At 49.1% G+C, this 15,635-nt stretch carries 16 protein-coding genes; all 16 read left to right on the top strand.

From position 1 onward, the window contains the following. Positions 1-34 precede the first annotated feature (34 nt). The 16 genes from I5P96_RS08040 to I5P96_RS07965 all read left to right on the top strand — a co-directional run bounded on the left by I5P96_RS08040 (position 35) and on the right by I5P96_RS07965 (position 15,635). A complete protein-coding gene (locus I5P96_RS08040; protein ID WP_223381509.1) occupies positions 35-1,804 on the top strand; it encodes an NTP transferase domain-containing protein in 1,770 nt (589 codons plus the stop codon). Continuing rightward, positions 1,805-2,524 (top strand): NTP transferase domain-containing protein, encoded by a 720-nt coding sequence (locus I5P96_RS08035; RefSeq protein ID WP_223381507.1) that lies wholly within the window; start codon positions 1,805-1,807, stop codon positions 2,522-2,524. Continuing rightward, the gene (locus I5P96_RS08030; protein WP_223381506.1) at positions 2,525-4,057 is read left to right on the top strand and encodes a BCCT family transporter; all 1,533 of its coding nucleotides are present in this window, start codon (positions 2,525-2,527) and stop codon (positions 4,055-4,057) included. It abuts the gene before it with no gap. A gap of 42 nt (positions 4,058-4,099) precedes the next feature. Then, on the top strand, positions 4,100-5,002 hold the full coding sequence (locus I5P96_RS08025; RefSeq protein ID WP_223381504.1) for a sugar phosphate nucleotidyltransferase: 903 nt from the start codon (positions 4,100-4,102) through the stop codon (positions 5,000-5,002). Between the two features lie 157 nt (positions 5,003-5,159). After that, positions 5,160-6,566, top strand: coding sequence for an RES family NAD+ phosphorylase (locus I5P96_RS08020; protein WP_223381502.1), 1,407 nt, complete (start codon positions 5,160-5,162; stop codon positions 6,564-6,566). 71 nt (positions 6,567-6,637) lie between these two features. Continuing rightward, positions 6,638-7,387, top strand: coding sequence for a phospholipase D-like domain-containing protein (locus I5P96_RS08015; RefSeq protein ID WP_223381500.1), 750 nt, complete (start codon positions 6,638-6,640; stop codon positions 7,385-7,387). Between the two features lie 23 nt (positions 7,388-7,410). Further along, the gene (locus tag I5P96_RS08010; RefSeq protein ID WP_411703153.1) at positions 7,411-7,785 is read left to right on the top strand and encodes a DUF5945 family protein; all 375 of its coding nucleotides are present in this window, start codon (positions 7,411-7,413) and stop codon (positions 7,783-7,785) included. 799 nt (positions 7,786-8,584) lie between these two features. Beyond that, positions 8,585-8,860: a hypothetical protein gene (locus I5P96_RS14240; protein ID WP_317850501.1), complete on the top strand. Its 276-nt coding sequence runs from the start codon at positions 8,585-8,587 to the stop codon at positions 8,858-8,860. Between the two features lie 16 nt (positions 8,861-8,876). Beyond that, positions 8,877-9,734 carry a YitT family protein gene (locus tag I5P96_RS08000; protein WP_223381497.1) on the top strand — a complete coding sequence of 286 codons (858 nt, stop codon included), beginning with the start codon at positions 8,877-8,879 and terminating at the stop codon, positions 9,732-9,734. Between the two features lie 24 nt (positions 9,735-9,758). After that, positions 9,759-10,292: a TIGR00730 family Rossman fold protein gene (locus I5P96_RS07995; protein WP_223381495.1), complete on the top strand. Its 534-nt coding sequence runs from the start codon at positions 9,759-9,761 to the stop codon at positions 10,290-10,292. Positions 10,293-10,523: 231 nt separating this feature from the next. Beyond that, positions 10,524-12,533 (top strand): NAD-dependent DNA ligase LigA, encoded by a 2,010-nt coding sequence (ligA, locus tag I5P96_RS07990; protein WP_223381493.1) that lies wholly within the window; start codon positions 10,524-10,526, stop codon positions 12,531-12,533. Positions 12,534-12,677: 144 nt separating this feature from the next. Next, positions 12,678-13,580, top strand: a complete 903-nt coding sequence (locus I5P96_RS07985) for an ATPase, T2SS/T4P/T4SS family (protein WP_223381491.1) — start codon at positions 12,678-12,680, stop codon at positions 13,578-13,580. Further along, entirely contained in the window at positions 13,577-14,041 is a 465-nt protein-coding gene (locus I5P96_RS07980; RefSeq protein ID WP_223381489.1) for a hypothetical protein, read from the top strand. Before I5P96_RS07985 ends, I5P96_RS07980 begins: the two co-directional genes overlap by 4 nt. A gap of 18 nt (positions 14,042-14,059) precedes the next feature. After that, a complete protein-coding gene (spoIIIAC, locus tag I5P96_RS07975) occupies positions 14,060-14,254 on the top strand; it encodes a stage III sporulation protein AC (protein WP_022257164.1) in 195 nt (64 codons plus the stop codon). Positions 14,255-14,286: 32 nt separating this feature from the next. Continuing rightward, entirely contained in the window at positions 14,287-14,634 is a 348-nt protein-coding gene (locus I5P96_RS07970) for a SpoIIIAC/SpoIIIAD family protein (RefSeq protein WP_223381487.1), read from the top strand. Next, positions 14,631-15,635: a stage III sporulation protein AE gene (locus tag I5P96_RS07965; protein ID WP_223381485.1), complete on the top strand. Its 1,005-nt coding sequence runs from the start codon at positions 14,631-14,633 to the stop codon at positions 15,633-15,635. Before I5P96_RS07970 ends, I5P96_RS07965 begins: the two co-directional genes overlap by 4 nt.

The raw sequence follows: 15,635 nt of genomic DNA, 5'->3' as shown, positions 1-15,635 counted from the left end.
CATGATGTTCACGAAAATAAGAGGAGATTCATACATGAACAAACAGGAGAGTGACATTTTGAACGCACTTTTGTTGGAACCTTTCATCAACCAACGGATTTTAGCAGAAGTGTCAGGACATTCATTAGGAGTAGTTAATCGTTCACTCAAGGAGCTTATTAAAGCTGATTACCTGGACGATTCGATTCGCCCTACCATGAAAGCCATCACTGAGTTTAAGCAGAAAACCCCGCAGCGGGCTATTATCTTGGCAGCAGGCTTTGGAATGCGCATGGTTCCAATCAATACGGAGATGCCAAAAGGTCTCTTGGAAGTCAACGGAGAACCGCTCATTGAGCGTATCATTAAGCAACTTCATGAAGTTGGAATTAAAGAAATCTATGTAGTTGTTGGCTTCATGAAAGAAAAATACGAGTATTTGATGGATGAGTATGGCATAGAGCTAGTAGTAAATGCAGATTACGCGGCAAAGAATAATCTGCATTCAGTTAAACTTGTAAAAGAGCATCTGGAGAATGCGTACATTATCCCATGCGATATTTGGTGCGACCGAAATCCCTTCCATCAACATGAGTTGTATTCGTGGTATATGGTCAGCGATCTTGTGGACAACGAAAGTAACGTCCGAGTTAACCGTAAAATGGAACTTGTGGCTGTGCCAGAAAGTTCTGGCGGCAATGCAATGATTGGTATCTGCTATTTGGTGAAAGAGGATGCAGACACCGTTGCAGAACGCATTGATGAACTTTGCAAAAATCAGCGATATGACGGAGCGTTCTGGGAGGAAGCACTTTATAATAAAGACCGGATGATCGTAGCAGCTCGGGTGGTTCATTCTGCAGACGTTGTGGAAATTAACACCTATGAGCAATTACGAGAAATTGACAGCGATTCCAACCAGCTGAAAACAGATGCAATTCAGGTGATTTGTACAGCCTTGGGAGCAAAGCCAGAAGAAGTTAAAGATATTACAGTTCTTAAAAAGGGTATGACGAATCGATCTTTCCTATTTACTTGCAAAGGAAAGAAATATATCATGCGTATTCCGGGAGAAGGAACCGATCAGTTGATTAACCGCCGAGAAGAAGCTGCAGTTTACCAAACGATTGATGGAAAGCATATCTGTGATGATATTGCATATATCAACCCGGAAAATGGCTATAAGATTACGGAATTTCTGGAAGGAGCCAGAGTATGTGATCCATCGAACTACGAAGATGTCAAAAGGTGCATGAAACGGCTGCGATACTTCCATGAAATGAAGCTAAAAGTGAATCATGAATTTGATATTTTCGGTCAGATGGAATTTTATGAAACACTGTGGGAGGGAACACCTTCTATATATAAGGATTACGAAAAAACGAAAGCAAACGTTCTGTCACTGAAACCTTATATTGATACTCACATCGAGGAAAAAGTCCTGACACATATTGATGCAGTTCCGGATAATTTCCTGTTTGTGGAGAAAGATGGAAAAGAAGAAATTCGTCTGATTGACTGGGAGTATGCAGGAATGCAAGATCCTCATGTGGATGTAGCAATGTTCTGTATTTACTCACTTTACAATAAGCGGCAGGTGGATCGACTGATTGCTGCTTATTTTACAGAGGGGTGTAATGATGCAACCAGAATCAAAATTTATTGCTACATTGCAGCCTGTGGTTTGCTGTGGAGCAACTGGTGTGAATACAAGCGCAATCTTGGTGTGGAGTTTGGCGAGTATTCTCTTCGACAGTACCGATATGCAAAGGATTACTACCGAATTGTTCAAGAGGAACTGAAAAAACAAGGGGAGGAAAAGTAAATGCCAAAAGTAGAAAGAGCTATTATTATGGCGGCGGGATTGGGAAATCGAATGCACCCAGTAACGCTGACAACACCGAAACCGCTGGTCAAAGTGAATGGGACGCGGATGATTGATACTGTGATTGATGGACTACATAAAAACGGAATCAATGAGATTTATGTTGTTGTAGGATATCTGAAAGAGCAGTTTGTGACACTTGAAAAGGAGTATCCTGGTGTTAAGCTGATTGAAAATTCTTACTATGATACCTGTAATAACATTGCATCGCTTTACGTGGCAAGAGATTACATTGAAAATGCGATTATTCTGGATGGCGATCAGATTATTTATAATCCTGAAATTCTTGCACCGGAATTTGAACGCTCTGGTTATAACAGTGTTTGGACAGATGGTGAAACGGATGAGTGGCTTCAGACTGTTGAGAATGGCATTGTTACAGCATGCAGTCGGACAGGTGGAAAAGGCGGATGGCAGCTGTACAGTATTTCCCGCTGGACCGCAGAGGATGGAAAGAGACTGAAACATCATCTGGAAATCGAGTTTGAACAAAAGAAGAATCGGCAAATCTACTGGGATGATGTGGCGATGTTCTGTTACCCGGAGGAGTATCAATTGGGTATCCGTCCTATGAATAGGGACGATATTATAGAGGTGGATAATCTGAGCGAGCTAATTGCTTTGGATGCCAGCTATAAAAAATATGTGGAGGAGAAGTAAATGAATACGAAAAAAAAACATGGGAAAATAGACTGGATGATAACACTGGTTCCTTTGGCAATTGTAATTGCATTATGTATTCTATTCTTTTTTGCGCCGGAACAATCGAATGCCGTACTGAGTCAGATCCGTTTCTTCTTTGGTGATACATTTGGTACATACTATTTGGTTATTGGACTTGGAATTTTTATTTTGTCTTTGTATATTGCAGGGTCGAGGTATGGAAATATTGTTCTTGGCGAGCCGAATGAAAAGCCAAAGTATCCTTTCTTTGCGTGGGGCTCAATGATGTTTACCTGTGGCCTTGCAGCAGATATTTTGTTCTATTCGTTCTCGGAATGGGTGCTGTATGCGACGGATCCTCATCTGGCAGAAATGGGAAGCATTCAGGATTGGGCAGGCGTATATCCTCTGTTCCATTGGAGCTTTATTCCTTGGGGATTTTATCTGGTACTGGCCGTTGCCTTTGGTTTTATGCTTCATGTAAGAAAAAGAAACCGTCAGAAGTATTCAGAGGCTTGCCGTCCGATTCTTGGAAAGTATACCGATGGCTGGGCAGGTCGCATTATTGATCTGTTAGCTGTGTTTGCCCTCCTTGCTGGTACTGCTACCACTTTTAGTGTAGCAACACCGCTTATGGCAACCATTATCAGTGAACTGTTCCATGTTGCCGTTAGTCGTACTGTAATCAACATTATTATTCTTCTGATTACCTGCGCTGTATATACATATTCCTTGCTGCATGGATTTAAGGGAATCAGCAAGTTGGCAAACATTTGCATTTATATGTTCTTTGGCCTGATTGCGTTTGTTCTGCTGTTTGGTGGAGAAACACGGTATATTATTGAAACCGGTTTTTCTTCCCTTGGACGAATGATCCAGAACTTTGTTGATCTGTCTACGTTCACTGACCCGCTCCGTACATCGAACTTCCCGCAGAACTGGACAATCTACTATTGGGCTTACTGGATGGTATGGTGCGTGGCAGCTCCGTTCTTTATCGGCAGCATTTCTCGTGGCAGAACAGTACGTCAGACAATCCTTGGTGGCTATGTATTTGGTGTTGGCTCTACGTTGACAAGTTTTATCGTACTTGGTAACTACTCTATGGGAATGCAGGTCACTGGAAAGGCTGACTTTATTGCACAGTATCTGGAAAGCGGAGATCTATATGGCATGATTGTGTCTATCATCAAGACAATGCCCGGTGCACCTGTTATCATGGTAGTTGTGTTGTTGACGATGATTGCCTTCTATGCGACCTCTTTTGATTCGATTGCTTTGACAGCATCCTGCTATAGCTATCACACATTGGAGGATGGCGAGCAGCCGAATAAAGGCATTCAGTTGATGTGGTGTATTCTGCTGATTTTGCTTCCGATTGCTTTGCTGTTTGCAGAAAGCTCTATGAATAATCTTCAGTCGGTGAGTATTGTGGCGGCATTTCCGATTGGTGCGGTAATCGTGATGATTGCGGTCAGCTTTATGAAGGATGCTAAAAAATACATGGAAGAACTCGGCAACAAAAAATAATTTATGGTTTTGTAATTTTAAACGAAAGAGAGAAAAGAGGTTATGAAAACAACATTACTTATCATGGCTGCTGGTATCGGCAGCCGATTTGGAACAGGAATAAAACAGTTGGAGCCGGTCGATGATGCCAACCACATCATCATGGACTACTCAATCCATGATGCGATTGAAGCTGGTTTCAATCATGTAGTATTTATCATCCGTAAGGATATCGAGAAAGAGTTCAAAGAGGTTATCGGTGATCGCATTGCCTCCATTTGCTCTTCTCATAATGTAACTGTGGACTACGCATTTCAGGATATCAAGGATATTCCGGGAACTCTTCCAGAAGGCCGTACAAAGCCGTGGGGAACCGGTCAGGCTGTGCTTGCAGCGAAGGACGTAATTAAAACTCCGTTCATCGTCATTAATGCAGACGATTATTATGGCAAGGAAGGCTTCAAGGCTGTCCATGAGTATCTGGTGAACGGAGGCAAATCCTGTATGGCAGGCTTTGTGCTGAAGAACACACTGTCTGATAACGGCGGCGTGACCCGTGGTATCTGCAAAATGGATGAGCAGAACAACCTGACCGAGGTTGTGGAAACCAAGAATATTATAAAGACTGCGGATGGAGCGGAAGCAGATGGCGTGGTTGTTGATGTGGATTCTCTGGTATCCATGAATATGTGGGGATTAACACCAGAGTTCTTGGATGTGCTGGAGGAGGGCTTCAAGGAGTTCTTCGAGAAAGAAGTACCGGGTAATCCATTGAAAGCCGAGTATCTGATCCCCATCTTCATCGGTGAACTGCTGAATGAAGGCAAGATGTCTGTGAAGGTCCTGAAAACCAACGATACCTGGTATGGCATGACCTATCATGAGGATGCCGCAGCCGTAAAGGACAGCTTTAAAAACATGTTGGAAAAAGGCGTGTACAAGGCTGATTTATTTACAGACTTGTGATATAATGGGAGCGGTAGCTCCCTACGCTGCTCGAATAATATCACACACCTCTCCGTGGTGAGCAGCAGGCAACAATCTACGAATCAGGAATTCGATGATTGGCTGAGATGTGAGAAAAATATAGGAAAAACCTTTGAAAATAAATAGAGGGATATGAATGACAAAAAAATCAGATGAGGATTCCATTCATCCTTCAGAAACAGCCTATGATAAAGCCATAAAAAGAATGGAAGAACGGGAAGCATGCATTCTGAACACGCCAACAATGCAGGTGACGGCCAGTGTTGCAGAACAAATAAGAGTACAACAGGCACCGCTTATTCAAGCATTGCAACCATTGCAGGATGCCATACAACCATATCATAATTTGATGGAGCAAAATAGTTTGGGGCTTGCCGCTGCAACCGCATCTTTATCTTCTGTGGCGCAAACATTAGTTCCAGATGATGCCATGAGTTCTATGACAGGAACATTGAATGCTGTAGCTACGGCTATGCAGCCCTATCGAGATATAAATCCATTTAACTCAGATGTTCTTGCTGCATTGGAGGCGGCAACAATAACACCTGAATTGCGAGAGTTTCGGACACAGTTTGAAGGTAATGTTCAAGCAATGGGCAGCGGATTGTCTGCCATTTCTGATTATATAGGTGGATTGACATCACAGTGGGATAATGCGCATGCTTTAAATGATGTGCTAGAGCGTAGTATTGCAGCACAGAATTTTGCTGTAGTAAGGATGCTGCCAAATTATGCTGACTTGGAATTGCCGCTAGGCAGTAAAAAAGTATTAAAATCTTTGACCAAAACGACTGCCAAAAAGCTGTTGCAGTCTGATAAAATTTGGTTTGATCCGAAAGAAAAGGACTTTTACCATAAAGACTCTCCAGACGTTAAGTTATCAGCAGATCAGATTACTGTGGTAGAAAGCTCACTGGAACTGTTTGAAGAATTTTCGCTTGATAGCTTAGTATCTTTTGAAAGTAAACTGGAACAAAATTATGCATTTGCGTTACAACATCCGGTAGGTGCCAGGATATTTGAAATACTTAAGAACTGGAATCATTTCATCAGTTTTGAGGACATTACATATTACCATGCAAGGATATTAGGCGAACATCAGCGTCCATATCATGATTCTGAGATGATGAAAGCACCTACAAATGTTTCAGCACACGGTCGCTATAATGAGGTAGGAAGAAGTTGCTATTATATCGCCGAAGATAAGGAAGGTGCATTAAAGGAAATCTATAAGCACAGTGGAGGAACAAAACCTCGTGTGCAAGTAATCGGGCTCAAAGCTGTAAAACCTGTTAAATTATTGGATTTGTCAGGAGAAGCAAAGAAAACAAATCGTTTCATTGAGCATATGAGATTTACCGTAGAAAATGAAACGGGTAAAACAGTACATGAATATCTACTTCCTAATTATGTTGCATCATGTTGCAAGGAAATAGGAATTGATGGAATCAGATATAGAAGCACTGGATATAACTGCTGTGTTCTTTGGAAGGATGACTATTTTGAATATGCAGAAGGCAGCAGAGAAGTAATACCAGAGTAAGAAGAATATATATAAGCGAATATAGAAAGGAACCTTGATATTAAAAAATCTGAAGGATTGGAGGATAAGGTATGAATTCAGGTGCACTGAAACGAACATTAGTTGCAGATTTACAATATGACCCTAAGTTTTCGGATTGTAAAGAAAAATTGTTTCCGATAATTAGCAGAAGTACAATTAACTGTGTTCCACAATGGAAATTTGCAACAAGATCAAATCAACACTGGGAAAATGTTGAAATTCGAGTGCCAATTCCTTTGATGACTAAAGCAACAGAGCTAAAAGATAAAATCGATAGACTGGTATATTATGTTTACGAAGAAGATGATGAATACGCCATTCAAGATGTGGAACTCAGACCACAGATAATATATTCTGATATTGAGCCGGAAGTATCAAATGATGTTGAGTTCGATAGAATTCAGGATGTTTTAATACAAGGAATTAGAGATGCGAAGTATTTGATTTGGGTTGCTGTTGCATGGTTCTCTAATGAGGTTTTGTATCAGGAATTATTAAAGAAGAAGCAAAACGGTATACACATACGGATCATTATTTCAGATGAAGATTCAAATCAAAACCTATTGCAAGGATTAAAAGAAAACTTTGAATGTGTTGTTGTTCCACATTCTGGTGTGTGGGGAACAAATCGTATGCATGATAAGTTCTGTATTGTGGACTTAGATTATATCATGCATGGATCTTATAATTGGACGAAGGCCGCTAATTATAATGGAGAAACATTGGTAACAACGGTTGACCGTAATTTGGTAAAAAAATTCGCAGATGAATTTTTGAAAATATATAATGAAAATAAATGAGATATTAGTTCAGTATCTCTACAGTGCTATACTTAAAACACTATAAAAGGAAAGAGGTTATCACCATGCCCAGAACGAAAGGCAGCAAAAACCGCCCCAAAACCAATATTACCAAAGACTACGCATCCCAGATTACGGAGAAGCAGGAGACTATAGCATGTCTGAATACCGAGATCGCATCCATCCAGAAAGCGATTGAAGAGCAGAAGAACATATTGAAAGAGAAGAAGACTGCTCTGAAGAAAGCCGAAAAAGAAGTAGCGTCCTTGGAAGCGAAGAAGGCAAAGGCAGATGCTAAGGCTGCTGAAGAAGCAAAGAAGACCGAAGTAGAGGCTGTGCTGAAGAAGCTGCTGGCCGAGGGTGTCAGTGCTGATGATATTATCGAGAAGCTGAAATAATCGTTTCAAAATCCAAAACCGTGTGGGTGTGCATAATAAATCCCATCCATACGGTTTTCTAATGAAACAATTGCTTCATATCAAACAAAGTACATCCATTTCTAACTCTAGGCCTCAAAATCACTTCCGGGGAAATTTCAGCCCAAACTCACAGCAGGGAAGACCATGGACAAGCCAAATAAACAATCAAATGAGCGATATAGATAAGAAGCTATCCGGGCTGTTCGCACATCAAAATCGCTCTCAAAACATCCTTCAAAAAGTCAGAAATACCCCATCGTCCAAGCCAGTCTATCAATGTACCAATCAAGCCGCCATCCACCCATCATCATCCACCCTGAGGAGCGCATCTGGGCAGAGCAAACGCCCCCGGCGGTGCTCCGGGCCCCGGACGTTCCGAAGGTCAAGCACGACAAGATGAAACAATTTTACATGATTGACATGGAACGAAAAAGGTGGTAATATTATCCTGTCAAAAAATGCGAATCCCTCTCGCTCGCAGAGGGAAAATCTCTCTCGCAATGAGAAATCAAGCGATACAACGAACAAAAAATGACTTTGCCGAAGGCTGGCAGACACGAGGGACTTAAAATCCCTTTCTGGCGACAGAGTGCGGGTTCAAGCCCAGCCGGTGGCATGAGAAAGCTCAGAATTGTTCGTTGATTCGAATGATTCTTAGCTTTCTCGGTTCTTTGTCAAATGTTTGGCTGAAGCAAGTAAAAACGGCAAACAGGAACCAGTGGCATGACATTCAAGAGACGATACGCCTTTTTCATTAGGGTGTATCTGAAAACACCCAATGACATACACAAAACAGACCCTCCAGCAGAATCTTGCTGCCATGGGGCTGACCGGCACCGAGACGATTCTCATCCACTCCTCCATGAAAGCCATCGGTGTTGTCGAAGGCGGCGCGGACACGGTTTTGGATGTTTGCATTGCTGGCGCTGAATTTTGCAAACTGATAAGAATGCAACGATACCTCTGCGGTTCTGGATGCACCGCAGGGGTCTTTTTTGTGCAGGTCCTTTCCGAAAAGGGAAAACCATGGTATACTGTGTTGAAGAGAATTTGAATCTGGAGGAACAAAGATGAATGATATGAAGGAAAAGACCGGCGCACTTCTGGAAGAGATGGCCGTCCTGACCGGGGCGGTCGCGATCGTTGCGGCTGGCGTCTACTTTTTTCTGGTGCCGAGCCATACATCCATCAGCAGCATTTCCGGCCTTGGCATCGTGCTGTCCAATTTTGTGCCGCTGCCCTTGTCGGTCATTACGATGATCCTGAACGTTGCGCTTCTCATTGTCGGGTTCTTTACCTGCGGCAGAGAGTTTGGCGCAAAGACCGTTTACACCAGCGTACTGCTGCCGGTGTTTCTGGGGCTGTTTGAAAAGCTGTTCCCGGAGGCTGGCTCGATGACTGGCAGTCAGGAGCTGGACGTGGTGTGCTATATCCTGGTGGTCAGCATCGGGTTGAGCATTTTGTTTAACCGCAACGCGTCCTCCGGCGGGCTGGATATCGTGGCGAAAATCATGAACAAGTACCTGCACATGGAATTGGGAAAAGCCATGTCTCTGTCGGGGATGTGCATAGCGCTTTCCGCAGCGCTGGTCTATGATAAGAAAACGGTGGTCCTGAGCATTCTGGGCACCTATTTCAACGGCATCGTGCTGGACCATTTCATCTTCGACAACAGCATCAAGCGCCGCGTCTGCATCATCACCGAAAAAGAGGAGGCGCTGCGGCAGTTTATCATCAACGATCTGCACAGTGGTGCGACCATGTACGAGGCCATCGGCGCATACAATCTGGAAAAACACAACGAGATCATTACCATCGTGGACAAGAGCGAGTATCAAAAGCTGATGAACTTTATCAACCGGGAGGACCCCAAGGCGTTTGTCACTATTTACAATGTGTCCAGTATGCAGTATCAGCCCAAGACCTGAGCACCGGATGTGAAAGGAGACCCTATGAACATTACAGTTTATCTTGGAGCAAACGAAGGAAACACCCCGGCACTGAAAGCGGCTGTGCAGGAGCTTGGCCGCTGGATCGGGGAGAGCGGGAATGCGCTGATCTACGGCGGGTCCCGAAGCGGCCTGATGGGTGCACTGGCGGACAGTGTATTGGCTGCGGGCGGAGAGGTGACCGGCGTAGAGCCGGAGTTCTTTGTCAAAGGGGAACTTCAACACGATGGCCTCACGGAGCTGATCGTCACAAAGGATATGACCGAACGGAAGACGAAGATGATCGAGCTGGGCGATGCGTTCATTGCGTTTCCCGGCGGGACAGGTACGCTGGAAGAGATCGCAGAGGTGATGTCCAAAGTCTCGCTGAAGCATCTGGATGCGCCCTGTATTCTGTACGATCTGGATGGCTATTATACCGGCCTGCGGATGCTGCTGAGCCACATGATCGAAACGGGCCTGTCGTCTGAAGAACGGCAGGAAGGAATCTATTTTGCAAAGGATCTCGCGGAGATCAAGGCGATTTTGAACCGTTGATTTTGCAAAACGAGCCGAATCAAAATGACGCAGATACGATTGAAACAGAAAAAATAAAACAAAGAGTAAATCACAAGAAAGCTGCCCGCAACAAAATTTCATCTGCATCAAAAACGCATAGAATGAAAAGAATACAAATCGTATAGCCTGTTTGAGCGGCACATTTCTACAGCGAAAAATTGACTCGAATGCAGCGCCGTTTTATGCTATAATAGCCCATAGAAAAGGAGCGTGGTGTATTTGGAACTGGAGCAAGCGCAAAAGCGCGTGAAAGAACTGCGCGCGGTGATCGAAAAGAACAACCGCCTTTATTACGATCAGGATGCCCCTGAACTGGAGGATTTTGAATACGATGCCCTGACACGGGAGCTGAAAGAATTGGAAGCACAGTTCCCGCAGCTGGTCACACCCAACTCACCGACGCAGCATGTCGGCGGGACCCCCAGCGGACGGTTTGCCAAGGTCACACATGCGGTCAAAATGGAAAGTCTGTTGGATGCGTTTTCGTTTGACGAACTGCGCGACTTTGACCGCCGGGTGCGTGAAGCAGGCGTCGAACCGGAATACGTGGTGGAGATCAAGATCGATGGCCTTTCGTGCAGCCTGGAATACGAAAACGGTACGCTGGTGCGGGCTTCCACCCGCGGCGACGGTGTGGTCGGCGAAGACGTGACGGCCAATGTCAAAGCCATCCGGAAGATCCCCAAACAGCTGAAGGATGCACCGGAGTTTCTGGAGGTGCGCGGTGAGGTGTATATGCCGCATGAAGCGTTCCAGCACCTTTGCGCCGAGCAGGAATTGCAGGGAGCGGCCCCCTTTAAGAATCCGCGCAACGCAGCCGCCGGTTCGCTGCGCCAGAAGGATTCAAAAATCACCGGGAGCCGTGGGCTGTCGATCTTTATCTTCAATGTGCAGCAGATCCGCGGCAAGGAACTGACTACCCATGCAGAGAGTCTGGACTACCTCAAGAGCCTGGGCCTGCCGGTCTCGCCGCGCTATCACGTGGTGCACAACATCGAAGACGCCATTGCTGAGATCGAGCAGATCGGCCAGAACCGTTCGAAGCTCGATTTTGATATGGACGGTGCCGTCATCAAAGTAAATGCTTTTGCACAGCGCGATTTGATGGGTTCGACCAACAAATTCCCGCGCTGGGCCATTGCGTTCAAGTATCCGCCGGAGGTCAAGGAGACGACGCTGCGCAGCATCGAAGTAGCCGTTGGCCGCACAGGCGTTCTGACCCCGACGGCCTGCTTTGACCCGGTCTTTCTGGCGGGGACTACCGTAGCGCGTGCGACGCTCCACAACGAGGACTTCATCCGTCAGTTCGGCCTCTGCATCGGGGATACCATTCAGGTGCGCAAGGCGGGTGATATCATTCCGGAGGTCATCGGTGTGACCCGCCATGAGGAAGGCGCACAGCCCTATGAGATGCCCACAGTCTGCCCGTCCTGCGGCGCACCGGTTGTGCATCTGGAAGATGAGGCGGCACTGCGCTGTGTCAACCCGGAGTGCCCGGCACAGGCACTCCGCAACATCATCCACTTTGCTTCCCGCGATGCCATGGACATCGACGGCCTTGGTACGGCGGTTGCAACGCAGCTGGTGGATAAGGGGCTGGTGCACTCGGCGGCTGACCTTTACACCCTCACGCTGGAGCAGCTGCTGACGCTGGAAAAGTTCAAGGAAAAGAGTGCGACCAATCTGCTGCAAGCCATCGCGCACTCCAGGGAAAACAATCTGGACAAGCTGCTGTTTGGCTTTGGCATCCGGAACATCGGCGATAAGGCTGCGGCTCTGCTGGCGGAACATTTCGGTTCGCTGGAAGCCATCCGGGAGGCGACCGAGGAGCAGATCAGCGAGATCGACGGCTTTGGCGGTGTGATGGCTCAGAGCGTGACCGAGTTCTTTGCAAAAGACGGCACGACCGACCTTGTCCATCGTCTGGCGGATGCCGGATTGAATATGCAGTGGAAGGGAGAGCCAAAGGGCGACAAACTCGCCGGAAAAACGCTGGTCGTGACCGGCACACTGGAGACACTTTCCCGCAATGAGGCGGAAGCGCTGATTGTAAAGAACGGCGGCAAGGCCAGCGGTTCCGTCTCGAAAAAGACGGCCTATGTGGTGGCCGGAACGGCGGCAGGCTCGAAGCTGACCAAGGCACAGGCCCTTGGTGTGCCGGTGCTGACCGAAGCAGAGTTCCTCGCCCTGTTGAACGAGGAACCAAAGCCGGAAGCCTGAATCTTTCCGGAGTCCTGAATAAAAGAAGAACCCCATCAAACGCCCGTACAGTGGAACACGCTGTGCGGGCGTTTGTGCTGCCCGGTTCTATCTTCCGCCCGGCTGCATACAGTGATGACAAGAGACGCGGAAGGAGAATGCAGGATGGACGAGTATTATCAGATGGTTCAATCGCTGCCGAGCTGGCTGGCTCGGCCGCTTCTGGACATGCCGTCGGCCCTTGCGCCCGATGTGCAGGAGCTTCGGCTGCGGGTGGGCTGTGCACCAGCGTTCACGATGCGCGGGGCAGTCTGCACACCGCAGGAAACAGCGCGGGAGCTTGCCTCCTTGCAGCGGATGCTTCTGACGCCGCAGCAGATGGAGGAGATCTTGTTCACGCTGTGCGGCGGGTCGGTCCACACGCATCAGACGGAGATCGCGCAGGGGTATGTGACGGGTCCCTCCGGGTGCCGGGCGGGCCTTGGTGGGCGCTTTCTGCAAAACCCGGAACAGGGCGTCGTTTTGCAGGAACTGACCTCTGTCAACCTACGCATTGCGCGGGAGAAAACCATCCCGCTCCCACAGGAACTGTGTGCAGCCTTGCAGACGCATTTCATCGGGATGCTTCTCGTAGGCGAGCCGGGCAGCGGCAAAACGACGCTTCTGCGCAGCATGGCGCGGGAGCTTGTCTGCCAGAAAAAGCTGGTCTCGGTCATCGACGAGCGGCGGGAGTTGTTTTCGGGCAGCTCCCGGCGGAAGTCCCCCGGTGAAGCGCTGGATGTGATCGCCGGTATCCCGAAGGGACAGGCTGTGCAGATGGCGTTGCGGACACTCTCACCGCAGATCCTTTTGTTGGACGAGCTGGGCGGTCTGGATGAGGTGACAGCGCTCGAACAGGGGCTTTTCAGCGGCGTGGACTTTATCGCAACGCTCCATGCAGCGTCCCCGGAAGAAGCGGTCGGACGCCCCCAGGTGCAGGCGCTGCAGGCGCGGGGTGCACTCCATGTACTGGTCTGGCTCAAAGGGCGGGCGGAGCCGGGGCAGGTGCGGGAGGTGCGGTTTTTATGAGCAGTCTCTTTTTGCATGGCATCGGGGCGGTCTGCCTGGTATTCTGCGGCTGGTGCGTTGGCGATGGGGTCTGCATCCGTGCAGAGGCACATCGGCAGGCACTGCAAAAGACCATTGCCCTACTGGAACGCATCCGCCGGGAGATCGAATTCCGGCGCACGGATCTGAGAGCTTTGCTTTGTGCTATGCAGCGGGAAGGCCTTGTGGGGCAGACAGAGCATTCGCTGCAAACGCTGGCTCCCGACCCGGCGCTGACCCGGCGGGAGCAGAACGTGTTCCGGGCGTGCATGGCAGGGCTGGGCCATGCAGAAGCAGCGCAGGAATGCCGGCAGCTCGCATTTTACATTCAGCAGTTCGAGGCGTTTCAGACAGAGCTTGCACCGCAGCTGCGGCAAACGAACGAGCTTTCGCATAAGCTTGGCCTTGCGTTGGGGCTGGCGGCTGCAATTTTGCTGATTTGAGCGGAGAGGATGAAAAAGATGGAGATCGACCTGATCTTTAAGATCGCGGCCATTGGCATCATCGTAGCGGTGCTGAACCAATTGCTGATCCGCTCCGGGCGGGAGGATCAGGCGATGATGACGACACTGGCAGGGCTGGTCGTGGTCCTGTCCATTCTGGTGAAACAGATCAGCGCCCTGTTCGTGACCATCAAATCCCTGTTCGCACTATGAGTGCGGCGGCAGCGGCCTTTGGTCTGGCGCTTGTGGCAGCATTGCTTTATACAGTGCTCAGGCGCAGTGTCCCATCCTACGCGCTGCTGCTTTCGCTGGGGGCGGCACTGGTGCTTCTGGTGCGGGTCGGGTCTGCGTTCCGGGCGGCGCTCCTCGGTATCGTCCGCCTGGGGGAGCAGACGAACGGCGCAGCCTTTTCGTGCCTGATGAAGAGCGCGGTCGTCCTGCTTCTGACGGACTATACCCACACCCTCTGCGAAGAAGCCGGAGCGGAATCGCTGGCGTGGTGTGTCGGGCTGGCCGGCCGCTGTCTGGTGCTTGCGGCGGCGTGGCCGCTGCTGGAAGAGATTTTACAGCGAATCGGGAGTATGACGGGATGAACAACTGGGATATGCGCCTTCCGGGCGCGGAGATGTGGGGGCCTTATCTGGAACAAAGCCCGGTACCGCCTGCGGCGTTCGCAGAAAACCCCTGGGAGGCGCTGCGCAGTTTTCTGCCGGAGTCCCTGCCCACGGCTCTGCATACCGCTGCAAGCGGGTATGCGGCGGTTCTGACCTTTCTGGTGCTGGGCGCCGTCATCGCACTGCTGTTGGGCGGCCATGCGGATGGAACGCTGCTGGACCTCGTCTGCGCAGGGGGCTGCGGGGTCCTGCTATGGGAGAAGCTCGTGGCCCTTTCCGAAACGCTCTGCACCCAGATCGAAAGCTGGAACCGGTTTCTTCTGGGATTTCTGCCGGTGTATGCAGGGGTCCTGACCCTGGGCGGCGAGAGCGTGGCAGGCGCTTCGGCAGGCGGTTTTCTTCTGACGCTGCTGTGTGCTCTGGCGCAGGGGCTCACGGTGCTGGTGCCGCCGCTGCTCCAATGCTATCTGGCCTTGAGCATGGCCTGCTGCATCTGTGCGGAGACTGGGTTGGGGAGATTTTGCAAAGCAGTTGGCAGTGCACTGGAAAAGCTGCTGGGGTGGGCGGGCAAACTTCTGGTTGCTCTTTTGGGTCTGGAGCGCATCTCAACGCTGCAGCTGGACCGTGCGGCCCTTCGCACCGGGCAGCTTCTGACCGGGACAGTGCCGATCATCGGGGAGACGCTGCGCGATGCCTCGGAGACGGTGCTGTCGAGCCTTCAGCTTTTGAAAAGCGGGCTGGGGCTGGCTGCGCTGTTGACCATTGCAGCAGAATTCGTGCCGGTCTATCTGGGAATGCTTATCCAGCTGGGCCTGCTTTCCGGGTGCGGGCTTCTATGCGGACTGATGGGCAGTGAGCGCGGCCAGGGCCTTCTGGAATGCTTTGCTGAGGCGCTCCGCTGCATGATGGCGGTGACGGCGCTGTTTGCGGGGCTTGCCATTGCAGGCACGGCACTGCTCTTTGTGGTAGGGGGTGGATGA

The organism is Faecalibacterium prausnitzii (genome assembly GCF_019967995.1).
Taxonomy (GTDB): Bacteria; Bacillota; Clostridia; order Oscillospirales; family Ruminococcaceae; genus Faecalibacterium; species Faecalibacterium prausnitzii_E.
The sequence above is the reverse complement of the archived record's forward strand: the minus strand, read 5'-3'. Positions and strand labels throughout refer to the sequence as shown.